Origin of the sequence: Brevibacillus choshinensis (genome assembly GCF_001420695.1) — a bacterium.
Classification (GTDB): Bacteria; Bacillota; Bacilli; order Brevibacillales; family Brevibacillaceae; genus Brevibacillus; species Brevibacillus choshinensis.
The window spans coordinates 718118-734889 of the sequence record NZ_LJJB01000007.1 but is presented as its reverse complement, the minus strand read 5'-3'; the positions used below and the strand labels follow the sequence as shown (position 1 = coordinate 734889).

The window sequence follows — 16772 nt, the reverse complement described above, 5'->3', positions numbered from 1 at the left end:
TTGTTAGATTGTAAATCGTTTTACCTGTTCTGACAACCGTTCTGCCATCTGCGCCAATGTCTCAGCCGCGGCTGTCATCTCTTCGGTTGTTGCAGTCTGTTCTTCAGAAGCAGCCGCTACTTCCTGCGTGTCATGTGCCGCTGTTTCAGCCAAATGAGCAATGCGATCGGAATTCCCTACTAATTTCTCCGTATCGTGGTGGATGGCCTGTGCCGCTTCATTCATCCGGTTCACCTGATTGCTCACATCTTGTACAGCGATTACTATTTGCTGGAAGCTTTCTCCTGCGGAGGCTACACCACCTCGTCCTTCCTGGACTGCCTCCGTAGTCGATCCCATCGCGGTGACTGCTTCCTGAATCTCATTATGTGTGGTATGAATCAAGCTGGCGATTTCCTCCGCAGCCTGTCCTGATTGCTCTGCCAGCTTACGTACTTCCTGGGCAACCACTGCAAAGCTACGTCCTTGCTCTCCAGCCCGTGCTGCTTCGATCGCTGCATTGAGTGCCAGCAGGTTCGTTTGATCTGAGATTTGGCGAATGATCGTAATGATCCCCATAATTTTTTCTGATTGGATCCCCAACTCACGAACGACTTGTTCTGTTTGGCGTACATGGCTCGTAATCTGGTCCATTTCCTGAACCAACAAGCTCAGCTTATTCTCGCCATCTTTGGCCAATTGAAATGCTTGGTTCGCATCGCTATTGACATGATCTGTCGACTTAGCGATTTCTTGAATATCATTACCGATGCGATGAAGGAAATGCGTCGTTTCAAAAACGGTCTGTTTCTGCTGGTCAGAACCATTGGCAATTTCCGAAGAAGCGGCAGAGATCTGTTCGGAAGCACGAGCACTTTCGGAAGCACTCGCCGTCAATTCCTCAGAAGAGGCGGCCACTTGCTGAGACACATGTTGTACCTCTTGTAGCATGTTACGGAAGCCTCCCATCATTTCATTGTACATCGCTGACAAAGCCCCGACTTCATCCCGAGAACGAACCTGTACAACCCCCGTCAAATTCCCTGCTTCCGCTTCCTTCATAACCGCTACCAGTTCTTTTAGTGGTCGCACTAGTTTGTTGACGATGAAAATTCCTGCAACCAGTGCGACGATGGCACTGGCTAGATTGAGAAGAAACATGAGCGAGCGACTGTCTTCGATTGTTTTCAGCAGATCATCCTGGAAACTTCCAATCACCAGAATCCAACCGTTTGGAAGCTCCTGAAAGACCGTCAGCTTGGTCAAGCCCTGGAAATCGTATTCCAGCCAGCCCTTCTTCTTTGCCAATATTTCTTGCATGAATCCTTCCTGTGCGAGCGATGTGTTCTGCACGGCCGGATCCGGATGAAAAATGGCATTTCCTTCTGCATCGATAATATAGGCATATCCGTTCATACCATTTGGCTTGTAATAGCGCTCGGATACTTCCCCAATGATTTCACTAATTTTCTGTTTGTTTCCTTCGAACACATTGGCATCCTGTGTATAGGGAGCCAACTCTCTTGTCTTCATATCCGTTATGTATTGTAAATCGGTCACAGTGAGCTCATAGACGGCTGTACGAGCGTTTTCAAACTGCAGGTAGCCGACAGTCATCAACGGGACCATCGTAATAATCAGGATCGTGAGTACGAGTTTGAAGCGAATTGAGATACCCTTGACGAACATAAATCCCTCTCCTTTATGTGACTGAAGCAGTAGTTCCATTGTCTCACTTCTGCTGCATACAAGTGTATCACTTTCCAGAATCAACCACAATTAGGATGAACCAACTGTCGGAAAAGTGTAAAAAACCAGCGAACATTGTTCTCGCTGGTTTTGTTTCTTATCCAGTAATCGTTGTGGTAGACGTGGGAGCGTAGCTGATGATTTCCAACACGACTACGGTGCCGAGTGCAATGGTTTCTCCTGCTCCTACAGTGATTGCCAGACTACCTACACCAGTACCCCCTGGCGTGTAGACGGAAAGTCCGCTCATTTGCAGCACACCGTTAATGTATACATTGTAGTAGCTGTTGTTTGCAGCCAAAGTCGGCAAGGTCGTCGCTGCCGTGCCATCATCTTGCAGAAAATCAGCTGCATCGATGCTCAAGGTTGCCGGGCCTGTCACCAACGATGGTAATTGACGAAACAGTCGTGTCGCAGTCGGTACAACGTTCGTTACCGTCGATGCTCCTACGACAATTTTCATGATCTCAAGTGCCATCTATATCTCTCCTCCTTTCAGCATACTTACTGTATCTTATGAGGACGTGCTGAAAGCGTGTTGGACAAGTGACGCTTTTCCTAATCCAATTTCTTTGCGAGGAAACTTTGTCCACTCTCATTCCAAAGGCAATAAGATTTTCACGAATTGCAGCATGATCAAGACACCCGCCTGGGGAACGTCTGTTGATTTCAGGAGAAGTGTCCCCCTTCTCACTTCATAAAGGATCGGGGGTTGCAGCATTCCGTTAACAAATAGATTCATGTAGGAGACTTGGTCCGGGTCCATGATTACAGAAGAATCATATTCAAGCAATCGGTCTTGGTCTGTAAATAGGCGAGCTGCCCCGTTGGCGATCGCAGAGTAGTAATACATTTCTGTCTGTAGCAGTTGATTTTGATTGACCTTTCCAGGGAAAATATCCGGACATCCTAACGGGGCAAAAAGCAGCGGCCTCACTGATGTGACCTTTCTAGTCTGCATATCCTCCCCCTCGTTTCTGTCATATGCTCTTAGAATATGTTGCCTCCACCAGAATGGAATTGGCTTTTCGCCTAGCTCTCGACGCAAAAAACCGCTTGGGACTATCGTTCTCCCAAGCGGTTTACTTTTCATCAGTCATGTGTTCACGTAGAGTAATTTAAGCACGTTTCACCAACCGCTTCACGATGCTTGCCACTGCTTCTGCAGCCTGTTTTGCTTCCTCTACCGTATTGGTTATGCCAAAGCTGAATCTAATAGCCGAATGCGTAATGCTATCATCCAGGTTCATGGCATGGAGAACGTGGGATAACTCAAGCGAACCAGACGTACAAGCGGAGCCACTTGCCGCTGCTATTTTCACCAAGTCCAGATTCATCAGCATGGTTTCGGTATGAACCCCAATAAAGCTGACATTGAAGACGTGCGGCATCACTTTTTCTGGATGACCATTGATATGGTAGGCAATGCCTGCTTCTTTCCACACTGCCTCCATCTCTTCTTTCATCCGTCTGTACTTGGAGACACGCTCGTCCATTTCCTCGGCGGTCACTCTCGTCGCTTCGGCAAAGCCGACGATCCCGGCTAAATTTTCCGTACCTGCACGTCGTTTCCGTTCCTGAGAACCCCCGAAGAGGATCGGCGAGATCGGAACCTTCCGTGCCAAATACAAAGCGCCTACTCCTTTTGGACCGTTGATCTTGTGAGCGGAAACAGAAAGCATGTCCACTGGCAGCTGGCGGGCTCGTATGGGGAGCACACCAAACGCCTGCACGGCGTCTGTGTGGAAAATGATCCCTTTCTCACGTAAATACGTACCGATTTCTTCAATCGGCTGAATCGTGCCTACCTCGTTGTTGCCGTACATGATGGAAACGAGAACCGTGTCTGGTCGAATCGCCTCTTTTAAATCAGCCAAACGAACGGATCCTGTCTCATCTACAGGAAGGTACGTCACTTCAAAGCCCGCTTGCTCCAAATATTCGCAAGCGTGCAGAACCGCATGATGCTCCACCTGTGAGGTAATGACATGGCGACCATGCTCTCGTTGTGCCATGGCACCACCGATAATCGCCAAATTGTCTGCTTCCGTCCCGCTTCCAGTAAAGATGAGCGATTGCGGATCCGCATCCATGAAAGCGGCAATCTGGTCCCTTGCTTGCTCCAATGCCTGCCGCGCCTCTCGTCCAAACCCATGAACACTGGAGGGATTGCCAAACACTTGCGTCAAGTATGGGGTCATCGCTTGCACGACTCGCGGATGTACTGGAGTCGTGGCAGCGTGATCAAAATACATCATGTCAGACACGGGTGTCACCTTCTACGTCGCTTGATCATTTGACAGCAAGTCAAATGTAAAACATATAGTTGTCGGAACGGCCATCGTCCTCAAAGCTGATCAAATCTTGCAGCGATGTGGAGTCCAGAACAGAAGAAATGCTATCACGGATTCGCAACCACAGGTAGCGTTTTGCCGGATCTTCTTCTTCGGCGAATTCTACAGGACTGATTGGTCCCTCCAACACGCGAATGACATCCCCAGCTGAAATTTCCTCAGGTTGTTTCGCGAGAACGTATCCACCATAGGCACCGCGAATACTCTTTACCAAACCAGCATTGCGCAAAGGTGCAATCAGCTGCTCCAAATAATGCTCAGACAAATCATGACGCTGGGCGATGCTCCGCAGTGAAGTCGGTCCTTCTCCGTTACGGTTGGCCAACTCCATCATAATGGTCAGCCCGTAGCGTCCTTTCGTTGAAATTTTCACGTAGCAACTCTCCTCTATCTTATCGGTTTCCCCATTTCTTACAGCCTACATGACTTCGCTGTGACAGGACACACTAGCATCCAGGGGGTGAAGTATTATGGCGACAAACAAACGTTCAGAGCAGGGGCGAAACCACCCGTCTAATACCTTGTACGACCAGCCGGCAGGAACCATCGCCCACAAAGCCCGTTACGGTGCCAGTGAGCAGAGCAAGCAGCCGAATGAAAATGGCGATCTACCCAACAAGCCAGGCGGAGATGTCCGGACCTGACCAGTGACTCCCCCTTATTCGGGGGAGTTTTTTTGCGGTGGCAATCCTCGCTCATCCAGTTTTTTTCGCTCTTCCTGAAATCTGCCAATATGTCTTTCGTAGCCATGATCCTTTGGCTGGTAAAAGGAATAGTTTACGCCGTCAGGCAAATATTGCTGAGGTACATACCCATATGGGTAATCATGTGGGTATTTATATCCTTTTCCATGTCCGAGCTTGGCAGCTCCCTTGTAGGCTGCGTCACGCAGGTGGATGGGAACCGGTTTGTGCCCGTCGTTTCGAATCCGATCCAATGCAGCGTTAATTCCGTTGTAAGCTGCATTACTTTTCGGTGCTGTCGCGAGGTAGGTCGTGGCTTGAGCCAGAGGAATACGTCCCTCCGGCATTCCGACCAGTTCCACAGCTTGAAAACAGGCTGTAGCGACAGCGATCGCTTGCGGGTCTGCATTGCCGATATCTTCTGAAGCAGAGATGACCAGCCTGCGAGAAATAAAACGCGGGTCTTCTCCTGCATCAATCATACGCGCTAACCAATAGAGAGCTGCGTCCGGGTCCGAACCCCGAATGGATTTGATGAAAGCCGATATCGTGTCGTAATGGTTGTCCCCGCTTTTATCATAGCGAACCGCCCTGCGCTGAATGGACTCCACCGCAACATCCAACGTAATCAGCACACGTCCGTCTTTATCTGACGGAGTCGTGGTGACAGCCAGCTCCAATGCATTCAACAACCGTCGAGCGTCACCTTCTGCGTAGTGGATCAAATGCTCAGCAGCCTCGGGAGTCAAGGAAACGGAAAGCTCTCCCAATCCGTTCTCCACATCCGTCAGTGCACGATCCATCACCTGCTGCAGTTCTTCATGTGTCAAGGACTGCAACGAGAATATTTGAGAGCGAGACAGAAGCGCCGGATTCACCTCAAAAAAAGGATTCTCAGTCGTTGCCCCGATCAGTATGATCGTTCCCTCTTCCACATATGGCAGCAATGCGTCCTGCTGGGATTTGTTGAAGCGATGGATCTCGTCGACAAACAACGTCGTCCGCTGATTGTCCATCACGAGCCGTTCCTTGGCTGCCTCCACCACTTTCCGGATATCAGCCACGCCAGCCGTGACTGCATTTAACTCGGAAAAATAGGACCGAGTCGACCCAGCAATGACCTTTGCCAAAGTGGTCTTCCCAGTTCCCGGGGGGCCGTAAAAAATCAGCGACGAGACCTGATCTGCTTCGATGGCACGCCGCAATAGCTTACCTGGCGCGAGTATATGTGACTGCCCGATTACCTCTTGGATCGACAGAGGCCGCATCCGGGCAGCCAACGGCTTTTGTTTGCCTCCTCCCTGTTGGTCATAGGCAAACGTAAAAAGATCGTTCATAGTTCACTATCCTTTTATTGGCTGCCAATCCAACAGGTCACGCACAACGACACTCGCCAGAATCAATCCGGCAACAGATGGGACAAAGGCGTTGCTTGCAGGAGGCTGCCGCACTTTGCTAATCGGTGAATTCGGGTTGGAAACGATTTGCTCGCGCACGTCCGAGCGTACGGTCACTGGAATCTCGCGGGAATAGACTACTTTCACTCCCTTGTAGATCCCCGCCTTGCGAAGCTCACGGCGAATGACTTTGGCGATCGGATCGTAGCTGGTTTGTGAAATATCCGCTACCTCGAAGCGAGTCGGATCCATTTTGTTCGCCGCTCCCATGCTGGAGATAATGGGAATGTTGCGTCGTTTTGCTTCCTTAATCAAATACAGCTTGGCAGACATTGTGTCCATGGCATCTACGATGTAGTCCACTTCATGCGCGAAAAATTCACTGGCTGTCTCTTCCGTAAAGAACATATTCAAGGTAACGACTTCGCACTCCGGATTAATGGAGGCGACCCGTTCCTTCATCAGTTCGGCTTTCTTTTGCCCAACGGTATTCAGTGTAGCATGAATCTGGCGGTTGATGTTGGTAATGTCCACGACATCTTTATCTACCAACACTAGCTTTCCTACCCCGGTTCGTGCCAGAGCTTCTACGGTAAACGAACCTACTCCGCCTATGCCTAATACCGCAACGCGGCTATTTTTCATTTTTTCCAAACCTTCGGGACCGAAGGCCAGTTCGCAACGGGAAAATTGATGAAGCATCGTTTTGTCACCTTTCATTTCGTGAGCGAAGTTATTGTCAATCGGAAAAGTAGGATTCCAGCGAAAAAAGGAGCCCCATTATGCCGTGTAGCTCCTTAGTTTTGAACCTGCTCATCGCAGGTGGGTGTCTTGCCCAACCATTACAGACGTCCACTCAAACGGAGGCATGCCTTTACAGTTGCGGACGAAAAACTCCCTAAAAAAACTTTGTGGCTCAAAACTATCGGATTTCACGTGCATCGCAGGGCTTCATTTTAGTATAACCACTGTATCAAATCGTAATGCGGTTGTGCAAGTCGTTACGCCTCTACCTTTTCTTCTTCCGTTACGGTTGTGGCGATGTGCAGATCAGACAGCTGTCTTGGCGCTACCACATCTGGTGCGTTTACCATCAGGTCGGTTGCACTCGCTGTTTTCGGGAACGCGATGACTTCGCGCAGGTTCGTACGTCCAGCCAACAGCATGATCAAGCGGTCCAGACCAAGCGCAATGCCGCCATGTGGTGGTGTGCCGTATTCAAACGCATCGAGGAGGAAACCAAATTGCTCACGAGCTTCTTCTGGAGTAAAGCCAAGTGCGGTGAACATTTTCTCCTGAACGTCACGCTTGAAGATCCGCATAGAACCACCGCCGAGCTCATAACCGTTGAGTACCATGTCGTACGCTTGCGCACGGATTTGGCCTGGATCGGTGTCGAACAAGTGCAGGTCTTCGTCTTTTGGACGGGTGAACGGATGGTGCAGAGCCACGTAGCGCTTCGCATCTTCATCCCATTCTACGAGCGGGAAGTCTACGACCCACAGGAACGCGAACTTGCTGTGGTCGATCAGGCCGAGCTCAGCACCCAGCTTGGAGCGCAAAGCACCCAGTGCATCTGCAACCACTTTTGGTTTGTCTGCCACGAACAGGAGCATGTCGCCGTCTACTGCAGACAGGCGGTTTTTCAGTTCAGCGATTTCTTCTTCTTTAAAGAACTTCGCGATTGGACCTTTTACTTCGCCATCCTGGAAGCCGATATACGCCAGACCTTTTGCTCCGTAACGATTTGCGAATTTTTGCAGGTCGTCGGCTTCTTTGCGGGAGTAGTGACCGCAGCCTTTTGCGTTGATCGCTTTTACTTGACCGCCACCCGCTACTACGCTGGCAAATACTTTGAAATCACTGCTCGCTACCAAGTCAGATACATCGGTCAGTTCCATGCCAAAGCGAACGTCTGGCTTGTCGGATCCATAGCGTCCCATTGCATCCGCATAGGTGAGACGAGGGAATGGAGTCGGGATGTCAATACCGAGTGTTTGTTTGAATACATGAGCAACCATCTTTTCCATCATAGGCAAGATTTCTTCCATAGACAGGAAAGAGGTCTCGATGTCCACTTGGGTAAATTCTGGCTGACGGTCAGCGCGCAAGTCTTCATCACGGAAGCAACGAACGATCTGATAGTAGCGCTCCAGTCCGGATACCATCAACAGCTGCTTGAATAGCTGTGGAGACTGTGGAAGTGCATAGAACTCACCTGGATGCACACGGGATGGCACTAAATAATCACGCGCGCCCTCAGGTGTACTCTTCGTCAGCATCGGTGTTTCTACTTCAACGAAGCCATTATTGTCGAGGTAGTCACGAAATGCTTTCGCCGCTTTGCTACGCAGGATCAGGGAACGCTGCATTTCCGGACGACGAAGGTCCAAATAACGATATTTCAAGCGAACTTGCTCATCTACATCAATGTCATCCTCGATTTGGAACGGAGGTGTTTTTGCTTCGTTAAGAATTTGGATCTCGGAGATGTGTACTTCCACTTCTCCTGTTTGCAATTTCGGATTGATCGCTTCCGGTGCACGGTTCACGACCGTTCCTTTTACCACCAGTACGTATTCGCTACGAACCTTGTCTGCGAGCTCCCATGCACCCTTGTGGTGTTCTGGGTTGAACACGATTTGTACGATCCCGGTACGGTCACGGAAGTCGATGAAAATAACTCCGCCGAGGTCACGACGTTTTTGAACCCAACCATTCAGGACGATTTCCTGTCCTACGTTCTCTTTTGTCACTTCTCCGCAATGTACGGTGCGATATTGCCATGCCATGTTGATATCCTCCACTCAATTCCTTAGTTTGTATGGTGTAATTTAGCGTTCAGCGCGGTCACGAGCTCTTCTCGTTTGAAATCTTGCTGTTCACCTGTTGCCATCTCTTTGAGTACTACTGTCCCATTTGCCAGCTCAGACTCTCCGATGATCGCAGTAAAACGCGCGGACAAGCGATCGGCATGCTTCAGCTGCGCTTTCATTTTTCGATCGAGGTAGTCGAGCTCGGCTGCAATGCCTGCCTGGCGCAATTGATCGACAAGGACAAAGGCTTGCGTTTTTGCCTCTGGTGATTGCACGACCACGAAGCAATCGATGCCTCCGCTGATCGGCAATTGCACGCCTTGCTTTTCCAGCGCCAGCAGCAGTCGTTCGATACTGAGCGCAAATCCGATACCCGGCATGTCATCTCCGCCCAGCTCTGCCACCAGTCCGTTGTAGCGTCCGCCACCACACAACGTTTCTACCGCTCCAATTTCTGCCATTTTGATTTCAAAGGCAGTCAAGGTGTAATAATCCAGCCCGCGTACGAGACGTGGATTTACGTGGAACGGAATGTCGAGAGCGGTCAGATAGCCTTTCACTGCTTCAAAGTGCGCAGCCGATTCTTCGCTCAAGTAATCGAGAATCGAAGGAGCATCCTTGGTCAGTGACTTGCACTTCTCGTTTTTACAGTCGAGAACGCGCAATGGATTTCGATCAATCCGGGATTGGCAGTCTTCACACAGCTCTGTACGTACGCCATTTAGATGCGCCAGCAGATGCTCGCGGTGACGTGCACGGTCATCCAGCGTACCTACACTGTTCAGCTCCACACTCAAGCCCGTCAAGCCCAGCTCCTGGTACAAACGGATCGCGAGGCCAATCACCTCGGCATCAATCGCTGGATCACTGGAACCGATCGCTTCTGCGCCAAATTGAACAAATTGACGGTAGCGACCCGCCTGTGGACGTTCGTGACGGAACATAGGCCCGAGGTAGTACAGCTTCGTCGGTTGGTTTGGAGAGCCGTACAGTTTGTTCTCCACATAAGAGCGAACAACGCCGGCAGTCCCTTCCGGACGGAGAGTGAGGGCATCCGTACTTCTTGGATTCGCTACACTGTACATCTCTTTTTCTACGATGTCAGTAGTCTCACCTACGCCACGCTGGAACAGCTCAGTGCTCTCAAACAGTGGCGTGCGGATCTCCTGATAGTTGGAACGGCGGCACAGATCGCGGGCAATTGCCTCCACGTAGTGCCACAGCTCTACGGTACCGGGCATGATGTCCTGCGTACCGCGAGGAATTTGAATACGCGTCATTCGAAAGAACCCCCATTGAGTTTCAGAAAATGAAAAAAAGCCCCCCGTCGCCTGACATGTAGCCGAAACCACATGTCAGGGACGAGAGACTGGTTTTAACTCCCGTGGTGCCACCCTGATTGAGTGTCTCTCGAAAACGAAAGAGTCACTCCACTTCATAAGCCGTTAACGTCGGCGCACGCCTGCCAGTTACTGAGGAAGCAAATCAGCTTCTACCGTTCACTGCGGTCTTCGGGGATGTCATTCTCCAAGTCGTCCTATGAAAGCACTCTCAGCCACGGCGCTTTCTCTCTGGATATCCGTCTCCTGGATACTTGTTCCCGTCATCAGATCAATTATCATGTTTCAAAAGCTTATTGTGAATCATAGCAAACCTGCTTGCCTTGAGTCAACAGGCGTTATTATAAAACTTTTTTTGCAAAGCAATTACTCTGCCATAGAAGTCGTTTTGCCAAAGTAAATATCGTCGAGATCACGCAGCTTATTTTCCACAAGCACACGGTACGTATCGTTGTACGTTTTGGGATCCTTTGGATTCGGCCAGCGCGTCAGCTTGCCACTTCCTGGCGCCATCAGCTTGGAGACAGCACCACAGCCAAGCCCGAGAATGGTCTGGACCTCTTCCATGATCATGATGTTGTAGATGCTCTCCTGACCCGGCTTGGAGTAGCCTACATTCTCCAGATTCCCCAAGATGTTTTTCTGGCGGTACAAGTAGTATGGATCGTAGCCATTGGCTCCAGTCCACTCGGAAGCCATTTCCATCATTTTACCAATTTCATCCCGACTCGCTACCTTGTATCGTTCTTTGTTTTGCGTCATTTCCGACGCGCGCTTAAATGAGAGTGTGTGCACGGTAAGCGAAGCAGGCATCAGCTTTTCGACCTCTTGCAGGCTGTGTGCAAGTTCTGCCACGCCTTCGTTTGGCAAGCCGATGATCAAGTCCATATTGATGTTCGTCAAGCCCATCTCCATAGCGAGGTGGTACTTTTCGATCGTCTCTGCGACGGTGTGGTGTCGACCGATTGCGTTTAGTGTTTCCTGCGTAAACGACTGCGGATTAATGCTGATCCGGTCTACTTCCCAGCGCTTCATTACATCTAGCTTTTCGCGAGTAATCGTGTCCGGTCTACCCGCCTCAACAGTAAGCTCACGGACATCCTCCATGTGCGGAAAAGAACGGTACATCGTCTGGAACAGCTGATCCATGTCATCGGCCGTGATGCTCGTAGGCGTACCTCCGCCAAAGTAGATCGACGTGATCCGTTGGTCATTCTCCGTAAGCCATTTGCCGAGCTGCTCCATTTCGTAGTGTAGACCTTCGAGAAATGGATTGACAGAAGCAGTATGACTGCGGATTGCATAGGCAGGGAACGTACAGTACGCGCATTTCGTCGGACAGAAAGGAATCCCGATGTACACAGACAGCTCCTGATCAATCCGGTAGAGGTCCGGTACGACCTTCAATTGCCGATCCACGATATTCTGGAGGAGCTGCAGTTTGTATGGACGCAAGATCACATCTTCTTGCAATCGCTGATGCGCTTCCTCTTTCCCGACACCAGCTACATTCATCTGATGCAACAGCTTGGTCGGACGGATGCCCGTCAGAATGCCCCAGCCTTGCTCCATTCCGGTATATTCTTCCAGCATTAAAAGCAATGCGTAGCAAAGCGCCTGCTTCGCTGTTTTGCGCATCGCTTTTTCTTCGCTTGACACATAGTTTCGATTCACCTGGTGTTCGATACGGCGAACACCGTCAAATAACTTACCTGACGCCAACACGCCGTCTTCTCGTACCGTTAGACTAAGTCTGAGCTTTATGCCAGACTCTTCCGTCCATTGATTGACGAATGACAGCTGCGGATCTTCGTAAAACAAAGCGAGGATCAGCGAGAGCTCCCGCTCAAACGCGTGTCCCACGCATGTAATCTGAATCATAGGTTCACCTGCTTTTCAGTATGCCACTCTACATGTTAGCTGACCGAATAGACGCTGGTCAACCATCCAAGTGGCACCACCTACAAGCAATCCGGTCCTTTACTTCCGTTTTCTGCGCAAATGCTGGACATCCCTCACGCTGATGTTGAACTCACTCGACATTTCCACATCGTTTAGCGTCGACTCTTTTTCCAAAAAATCGTGAAAATCGACGGAAAACATCTTTCTGTTTATATCCGTGGCAAATGTCTCCTTTTCTGACTGTCTCACGCCGTATTCCTCCTAGATGCAATGTTGTACCTCTATTATTGCCGCTCCAGCGGAAAAACAACCCATGAAAAACGTGAGGAACTTTGTCGGAAGATGCAGGAAAAAGCAGGGTATAAGGCGAAAGAGAAACATTTACCAAAAAGATGCAAGAAAAATAGATGGACAATAGCAAATCAGCTGGAAAGGATGTCAAATTGTGTTTCGTCAAAAGTTCCTGAGGTCTCTCCTGACTATCGCATGCGCCGTTTCCCTCCCCGTCACAACAGCTTGGGCCGCCGGTTCTGTTCAGGTCTCTGTGGACAAGCTCAACGTCCGTTCAGGTCCAAGTCTTCAGGACACAGTCGTCACTACTCTACCAATGAAAACGGTACTGCCAGTCATCACTACCAAAAACGACTGGATACAAGTGAAACTACCGAATGGACAAAGTGGTTGGGTCGCCAACTGGTTGGTCACGGCTCAGCAAACAACCGCTCCCGTCTCACAGATCGAGAGCACAACCGACAATCTCAATGTTCGCTCAGGCCCTGGTCAGACATACGCTGTCGTCCAGACCATCAATCCGGGTACACGCTACAACATCGTACAAAAGAATGGTGACTGGATTCAGATTCAGCTGTCCGGTCAAACCAAAGGATGGGTTGCTTCTTGGCTGGTCAAGGAAGGCACGGGTGGCAATCCAGCTAGCACGACCCCTTCAACAGGTAACACTCCGGTACCTAGCACCAACACGCCTCCCCCTCCCGCAGCAAATACAGGGGGTACTCCTTCAAAGCCCGGAGCTGTGCAAGGAGCCAGCCTCACGCTGGAATTCGCACCTTACGTATATGCGACTCCCGATGCCAGCACTCCGGCGATTGGTCAGCTGCACGCAGGTGAAAACGTCACTGTCATCACCCAGCAAAACGGCTGGATTCAATTTCCTTACGATGGAGTGAACGCCTGGTTTTCTACAGATGAAGGAGCTGTTCCCACCCTGCCTGCTTCTGGGACAGGAAGCAACTCAAGCTCTACGGGATCGCCAGAACAGCCACCGGTTTCTCCCATACCACCTGCCCCTGCCAAGCAGACAGCCAAAGTAAATACAGATGGACTCAATTTGCGTAGTGAAGCGAATACGACGAGCGCTATTCTCGGTACGCTTGCCATAGGAAGCACATTGACCATATCGGAAAAGCAAGGGGAATGGTACCGTGTACAAGCTCCGGATGGCAAAACCGGATGGGTTGCCGGATGGCTGATCACCGTATCCCAGCCGACAGCTCCTACCCCAAGCGGCCCGTACGTCACTATTATTAATCCTGATACGAATGTCCGCTCCGGACCTGGCACTGAGCATGAAGTCGTCACGCTCGCACAGACCGGCGAAAAATATGCCATTGCAGGCAAAGCAGGCGATTGGTTCCAGGTGACCTTGAGCAATGGTTCGACCGGCTACATCGCAGGTTGGCTCGTATCTGCCAGCGGTGTTCCTGCCGTCGTCAAGTCCAATGAGTTAGTGGGAAAAGTCATCGTCGTCGACGCAGGACACGGTGGGAACGACAATGGTGCCACAGGCTCGAGCTTTTCTACCTTGGAAAAGACGGTGAATTTGCAGGTAGCTCTCCTGCTACGAAACAAGCTTGAATCCGCTGGGGCCAAGGTCATCATGACTCGCCCTGACGATCGTAAGCTGACCTTGCAGCAACGGGTGGATGTCGCTATCGTGAACAAAGCCGATATTTTCGTCAGCGTCCACCACAATACGCATCCAAACACAGCTACAAACGGCTCGATCGTCTTCTTCTACAACCAAGGGAACTCCAGCAAGCTAGCTTCCCTGGTTCAAAACGAGCTCGTTAAAGCGACCAACTACAAAGACTTGCAATCCCGCTTTGGTGATTACTTCGTGTTGCGCGAAAACCCAGTTCCTTCTATCCTGACAGAAATCGGTTTCCTCTCCAACTACAACGAAGAGATCCGTGTACGCTCTGAGAAGCAGCAGGATCTGGCTGCAGACGGCTTATACAAAGGGATTATCCAATACTTCTCCTCGCAAAGCACACAGGGCAGTTAAATCAAGACGAAAACAAGCAAAAAGAACTGGTCAAGACCCCATTTAGTGGACACTAAAAAAAGAGCTAAGCAGCAAGCTGGCGCCGGTACTCAATCGGCGTCAGCTTGTTTAATTTTCTTTGTGGCCTCGTAGAGTTGTAAAAATGGATATATTCCTCAATTCTCCTTTGTGCCTCGTCTACTGTTCGGATATCATAAGGGTAGAGCGCTTCCGTTTTGAGATGCGAGAAGAAGCTCTCCATAGAGGCATTGTCGTAACAATTGCCTCGGCGTGACATGCTGATTTGGGCTCCAACCTTTGGCAGCATGTCGTGATACGCATAGGACGTGTACTGGAATCCCTGATCGCTGTGAACGATCAGTCCAGACATGTCCTCTTTATTTTGAAAGGCTTTCTTGAAAGTCTGCAAAACAAGATCATTGTCATTGCGCTGCGCTAGATGGTAGGCCACGATTTCGTTATTAAACAAATCCTTGACGGCAGACAGGTACAACCATGTATCTCCGATACGATATTGGGTTACGTCAGTAACCCACTTTTGATTCGGTAAGTTGGCATGAAATTTCCGTTGCAATAAGTTTTCAACTACACGTGTCCCTATAGAAGAAGCATAGTTGCATCGATGTTTACGGCGTACTCGGGAGCGTAGTCCCATCTCTTGCATGAGGCGTAGGACCTTTTTGTGGTTAACCCATATCTTGTAGTCTTGAAGTAGAAAGAGCTGCGTTTGACGATATCCGTATTTCCCATCATATTTGCTATAGATCTTTTGAATGAACTCCTTAATTACAAGGTCTTTGTCTTGTGAACTCCGCTTTCTGTAAGCATAGAATCCACTTCTAGAGACCCCGAATAGCTTACATAACTCTGTTACATGGTACCACTCAGTCAATTTCACGATGGCATTGTACTTCTCTTGGACACCTCCCGCATCCAAATTTGTAAACACTTTTTTAGCATCGAATTCTCCCTCTCTAATTTTTGGACATATCGATTTTGATCCATGTATTCGTCACGTCGACCTCTCTGATCCAATAAGCCGAATTCACCCAACTGCTTGAACTTCTTTGTCCATGTAGTGACTCGGCCTCTGTCTGGGATCCCTAGATGTTCCATTATCTTTCGATTAGACCATCCTTCCTCCATGTACAAGCGAATTGCTTCCATCTTGATTTCATGACTATAATTCGTAAACTTTTGCCCCATTTTTGCCATAACGAAAAACACCCCCTATAGGAATCATCGGTTTAAAACACTCGTGTTTTTTCCAATGTCCACTATAAGGGGTGCACTTCAAACGCAGGAACCTTCCCGCGTTCTTTTTTACTTTTACATCTATGTAGTTTCCTCATTAGTAACCGGGGCGTCGCTCCCACGGTTCGACTTCACCAATGATAGACTGAGGCTGATCGGTTTCAATCGCACGAATTACTCCACAGGCGATCTCGTCGTTTGTCAACCAGCGAGCGACTGGCTCTTCCCATACAAAGCCGAGAATGATCCGTCGATACAAGCAAGAATCCACCTCTTCTACGAAGGGTGGTTTGATCCAAGCTCGACTTCCGCACACATGGTACAGTCGCCATTCCTCTGCTTGATAGGCAAATTCGTGTTGAATGACCGACAGCGCTTCTGGTGCCGTATTGTGTATCCACGTCACGGCCACATCAATTGGGCCACGCTCTGATCGCAGCTGCGACATCGCTTGCTGCAGGGCTGTGGTGTCTTGATAATCCAGATCAAAAGGGTAAACCGATCAGGTGTTGATGAAAGCTTCACGTCCCACGTCCACACACCCCTGTCTGATTTACGACTCGACAATCAGTGTAACAGGTCCGTCATTGAGCAAGCGCACATCCATCATCGCTCCAAAGCGTCCGGTCTCTACTTGCAGTCCTTTTTCCCGCAGCTTTTTGTTAAAAAGCTCGTACAAAGGCTCTGCATGCTCAGGTCTTGCCGCCGCCATGAAATTGGGGCGTCTTCCTTTGCGGCAGTCACCGTAAAGCGTAAATTGAGACACAGATAGGATCTGTCCACCCGTCTCCAAAACGGAATGATTCATTTTGCCTTCGTCGTCTTCAAAGATGCGTAGGTTGGCAATTTTATCTGCGACGAATTCCACTTCTTTTTCGCCGTCCTCATGGGTAATTCCTACGAGCAGCATCAACCCGTGCTCGATCTGTCCTACCACTTCCCCTGCTACTGTTACACTCGCTTCCCGAGTTCGTTGAACGACTACTCTCATCG

17 protein-coding genes, 1 other RNA gene and 1 other annotated feature are annotated in these 16772 nt (G+C 49.8%); of the genes, 2 read left to right on the top strand and 16 right to left on the bottom strand.

What is annotated here, in order from left to right:
* Window positions 1-3: 3 nt before the first annotated feature.
* From AN963_RS03455 to cymR, 5 genes are all read right to left on the bottom strand, one after another.
* The gene (locus AN963_RS03455; protein ID WP_055743159.1) at window positions 4-1668 is read right to left on the bottom strand and encodes a methyl-accepting chemotaxis protein; all 1665 of its coding nucleotides are present in this window, start codon (window positions 1666-1668) and stop codon (window positions 4-6) included.
* 157 nt (window positions 1669-1825) lie between these two features.
* Entirely contained in the window at window positions 1826-2206 is a 381-nt protein-coding gene (locus AN963_RS03450) for a DUF4183 domain-containing protein (RefSeq protein ID WP_055743158.1), read from the bottom strand.
* Between the two features lie 117 nt (window positions 2207-2323).
* Window positions 2324-2689 carry a DUF4183 domain-containing protein gene (locus AN963_RS03445; RefSeq protein WP_055743157.1) on the bottom strand — a complete coding sequence of 122 codons (366 nt, stop codon included), beginning with the start codon at window positions 2687-2689 and terminating at the stop codon, window positions 2324-2326.
* Window positions 2690-2846: 157 nt separating this feature from the next.
* Window positions 2847-3995 (bottom strand): cysteine desulfurase family protein, encoded by a 1149-nt coding sequence (locus tag AN963_RS03440; RefSeq protein WP_055743156.1) that lies wholly within the window; start codon window positions 3993-3995, stop codon window positions 2847-2849.
* Window positions 3996-4035: 40 nt separating this feature from the next.
* Window positions 4036-4455 carry a cysteine metabolism transcriptional regulator CymR gene (cymR, locus tag AN963_RS03435; protein WP_055743155.1) on the bottom strand — a complete coding sequence of 140 codons (420 nt, stop codon included), beginning with the start codon at window positions 4453-4455 and terminating at the stop codon, window positions 4036-4038.
* Between the two features lie 97 nt (window positions 4456-4552).
* Between cymR and AN963_RS31415 the strand changes: the two genes are divergently transcribed.
* Window positions 4553-4726 carry a hypothetical protein gene (locus AN963_RS31415; protein ID WP_169791902.1) on the top strand — a complete coding sequence of 58 codons (174 nt, stop codon included), beginning with the start codon at window positions 4553-4555 and terminating at the stop codon, window positions 4724-4726.
* A 14-nt stretch (window positions 4727-4740) separates the two neighbouring features.
* On the opposite strand, the gene AN963_RS03430 is transcribed toward AN963_RS31415, so the two are convergent.
* The 7 genes from AN963_RS03430 to AN963_RS31410 form a co-directional block, all read right to left on the bottom strand.
* Window positions 4741-6102: an AAA family ATPase gene (locus AN963_RS03430; protein ID WP_055743154.1), complete on the bottom strand. Its 1362-nt coding sequence runs from the start codon at window positions 6100-6102 to the stop codon at window positions 4741-4743.
* 6 nt (window positions 6103-6108) lie between these two features.
* Window positions 6109-6864, bottom strand: a complete 756-nt coding sequence (locus tag AN963_RS03425) for a tRNA threonylcarbamoyladenosine dehydratase (protein ID WP_055743153.1) — start codon at window positions 6862-6864, stop codon at window positions 6109-6111.
* A gap of 68 nt (window positions 6865-6932) precedes the next feature.
* Window positions 6933-7115: non-coding RNA, 6S RNA (gene ssrS / locus AN963_RS30045), on the bottom strand.
* Window positions 7116-7163: 48 nt separating this feature from the next.
* Complete coding sequence (gene aspS, locus AN963_RS03420) at window positions 7164-8954, bottom strand: aspartate--tRNA ligase (protein WP_055743152.1); 1791 nt, start codon at window positions 8952-8954, stop codon at window positions 7164-7166.
* Window positions 8955-8977: 23 nt separating this feature from the next.
* Window positions 8978-10258: a histidine--tRNA ligase gene (gene hisS / locus AN963_RS03415; protein WP_055743151.1), complete on the bottom strand. Its 1281-nt coding sequence runs from the start codon at window positions 10256-10258 to the stop codon at window positions 8978-8980.
* 74 nt (window positions 10259-10332) lie between these two features.
* Window positions 10333-10594, bottom strand: a binding site (T-box leader).
* A 90-nt stretch (window positions 10595-10684) separates the two neighbouring features.
* Window positions 10685-12199, bottom strand: coding sequence for a coproporphyrinogen III oxidase (locus AN963_RS03410; protein ID WP_055743150.1), 1515 nt, complete (start codon window positions 12197-12199; stop codon window positions 10685-10687).
* A gap of 99 nt (window positions 12200-12298) precedes the next feature.
* The gene (locus AN963_RS31410) at window positions 12299-12469 is read right to left on the bottom strand and encodes a hypothetical protein (protein ID WP_169791901.1); all 171 of its coding nucleotides are present in this window, start codon (window positions 12467-12469) and stop codon (window positions 12299-12301) included.
* A 193-nt stretch (window positions 12470-12662) separates the two neighbouring features.
* Here AN963_RS31410 and AN963_RS03405 point away from each other — a divergent pair, with 193 nt between their 5' ends.
* The gene (locus AN963_RS03405) at window positions 12663-14525 is read left to right on the top strand and encodes an SH3 domain-containing protein (protein ID WP_055743149.1); all 1863 of its coding nucleotides are present in this window, start codon (window positions 12663-12665) and stop codon (window positions 14523-14525) included.
* A gap of 64 nt (window positions 14526-14589) precedes the next feature.
* Here the strand turns inward: AN963_RS03405 and AN963_RS03400 are convergent, their stop codons facing one another.
* The 4 genes from AN963_RS03400 to dtd all read right to left on the bottom strand — a co-directional run bounded on the left by AN963_RS03400 (window position 14590) and on the right by dtd (window position 16770).
* Window positions 14590-15423: an IS3 family transposase gene (locus AN963_RS03400; RefSeq protein WP_161827248.1), complete on the bottom strand. Its 834-nt coding sequence runs from the start codon at window positions 15421-15423 to the stop codon at window positions 14590-14592.
* Window positions 15420-15692, bottom strand: a complete 273-nt coding sequence (locus AN963_RS03395; protein WP_269084401.1) for a helix-turn-helix domain-containing protein — start codon at window positions 15690-15692, stop codon at window positions 15420-15422. Before AN963_RS03395 ends, AN963_RS03400 begins: the two co-directional genes overlap by 4 nt.
* Before the next feature lie 184 nt (window positions 15693-15876).
* A complete protein-coding gene (locus AN963_RS03390) occupies window positions 15877-16227 on the bottom strand; it encodes a Rossmann-fold NAD(P)-binding domain-containing protein (RefSeq protein WP_055743148.1) in 351 nt (116 codons plus the stop codon).
* 105 nt (window positions 16228-16332) lie between these two features.
* Entirely contained in the window at window positions 16333-16770 is a 438-nt protein-coding gene (gene dtd, locus AN963_RS03385; RefSeq protein ID WP_055743147.1) for a D-aminoacyl-tRNA deacylase, read from the bottom strand.
* Window positions 16771-16772: the final 2 nt, after the last annotated feature.

What these genes read in the sequence shown, in the direction of transcription:
- AN963_RS31415 (WP_169791902.1), top strand. Translation starts at nt 4,553, where the DNA reads ATGGCGACAAACAAACGTTCAGAGCAGGGGCGAAACCACCCGTCTAAT.
- aspS (WP_055743152.1), bottom strand. Translation starts at nt 8,954, where the DNA reads ATGGCATGGCAATATCGCACCGTACATTGCGGAGAAGTGACAAAAGAG.
- AN963_RS03455 (WP_055743159.1), bottom strand. Translation starts at nt 1,668, where the DNA reads ATGTTCGTCAAGGGTATCTCAATTCGCTTCAAACTCGTACTCACGATC.
- AN963_RS03450 (WP_055743158.1), bottom strand. Translation starts at nt 2,206, where the DNA reads ATGGCACTTGAGATCATGAAAATTGTCGTAGGAGCATCGACGGTAACG.
- AN963_RS03430 (WP_055743154.1), bottom strand. Translation starts at nt 6,102, where the DNA reads ATGAACGATCTTTTTACGTTTGCCTATGACCAACAGGGAGGAGGCAAA.
- hisS (WP_055743151.1), bottom strand. Translation starts at nt 10,258, where the DNA reads ATGACGCGTATTCAAATTCCTCGCGGTACGCAGGACATCATGCCCGGT.
- AN963_RS03410 (WP_055743150.1), bottom strand. Translation starts at nt 12,199, where the DNA reads ATGATTCAGATTACATGCGTGGGACACGCGTTTGAGCGGGAGCTCTCG.
- dtd (WP_055743147.1), bottom strand. Translation starts at nt 16,770, where the DNA reads ATGAGAGTAGTCGTTCAACGAACTCGGGAAGCGAGTGTAACAGTAGCA.
- AN963_RS03445 (WP_055743157.1), bottom strand. Translation starts at nt 2,689, where the DNA reads ATGCAGACTAGAAAGGTCACATCAGTGAGGCCGCTGCTTTTTGCCCCG.
- AN963_RS03425 (WP_055743153.1), bottom strand. Translation starts at nt 6,864, where the DNA reads ATGCTTCATCAATTTTCCCGTTGCGAACTGGCCTTCGGTCCCGAAGGT.
- AN963_RS03395 (WP_269084401.1), bottom strand. Translation starts at nt 15,692, where the DNA reads ATGGAAGCAATTCGCTTGTACATGGAGGAAGGATGGTCTAATCGAAAG.
- AN963_RS03390 (WP_055743148.1), bottom strand. Translation starts at nt 16,227, where the DNA reads ATGTCGCAGCTGCGATCAGAGCGTGGCCCAATTGATGTGGCCGTGACG.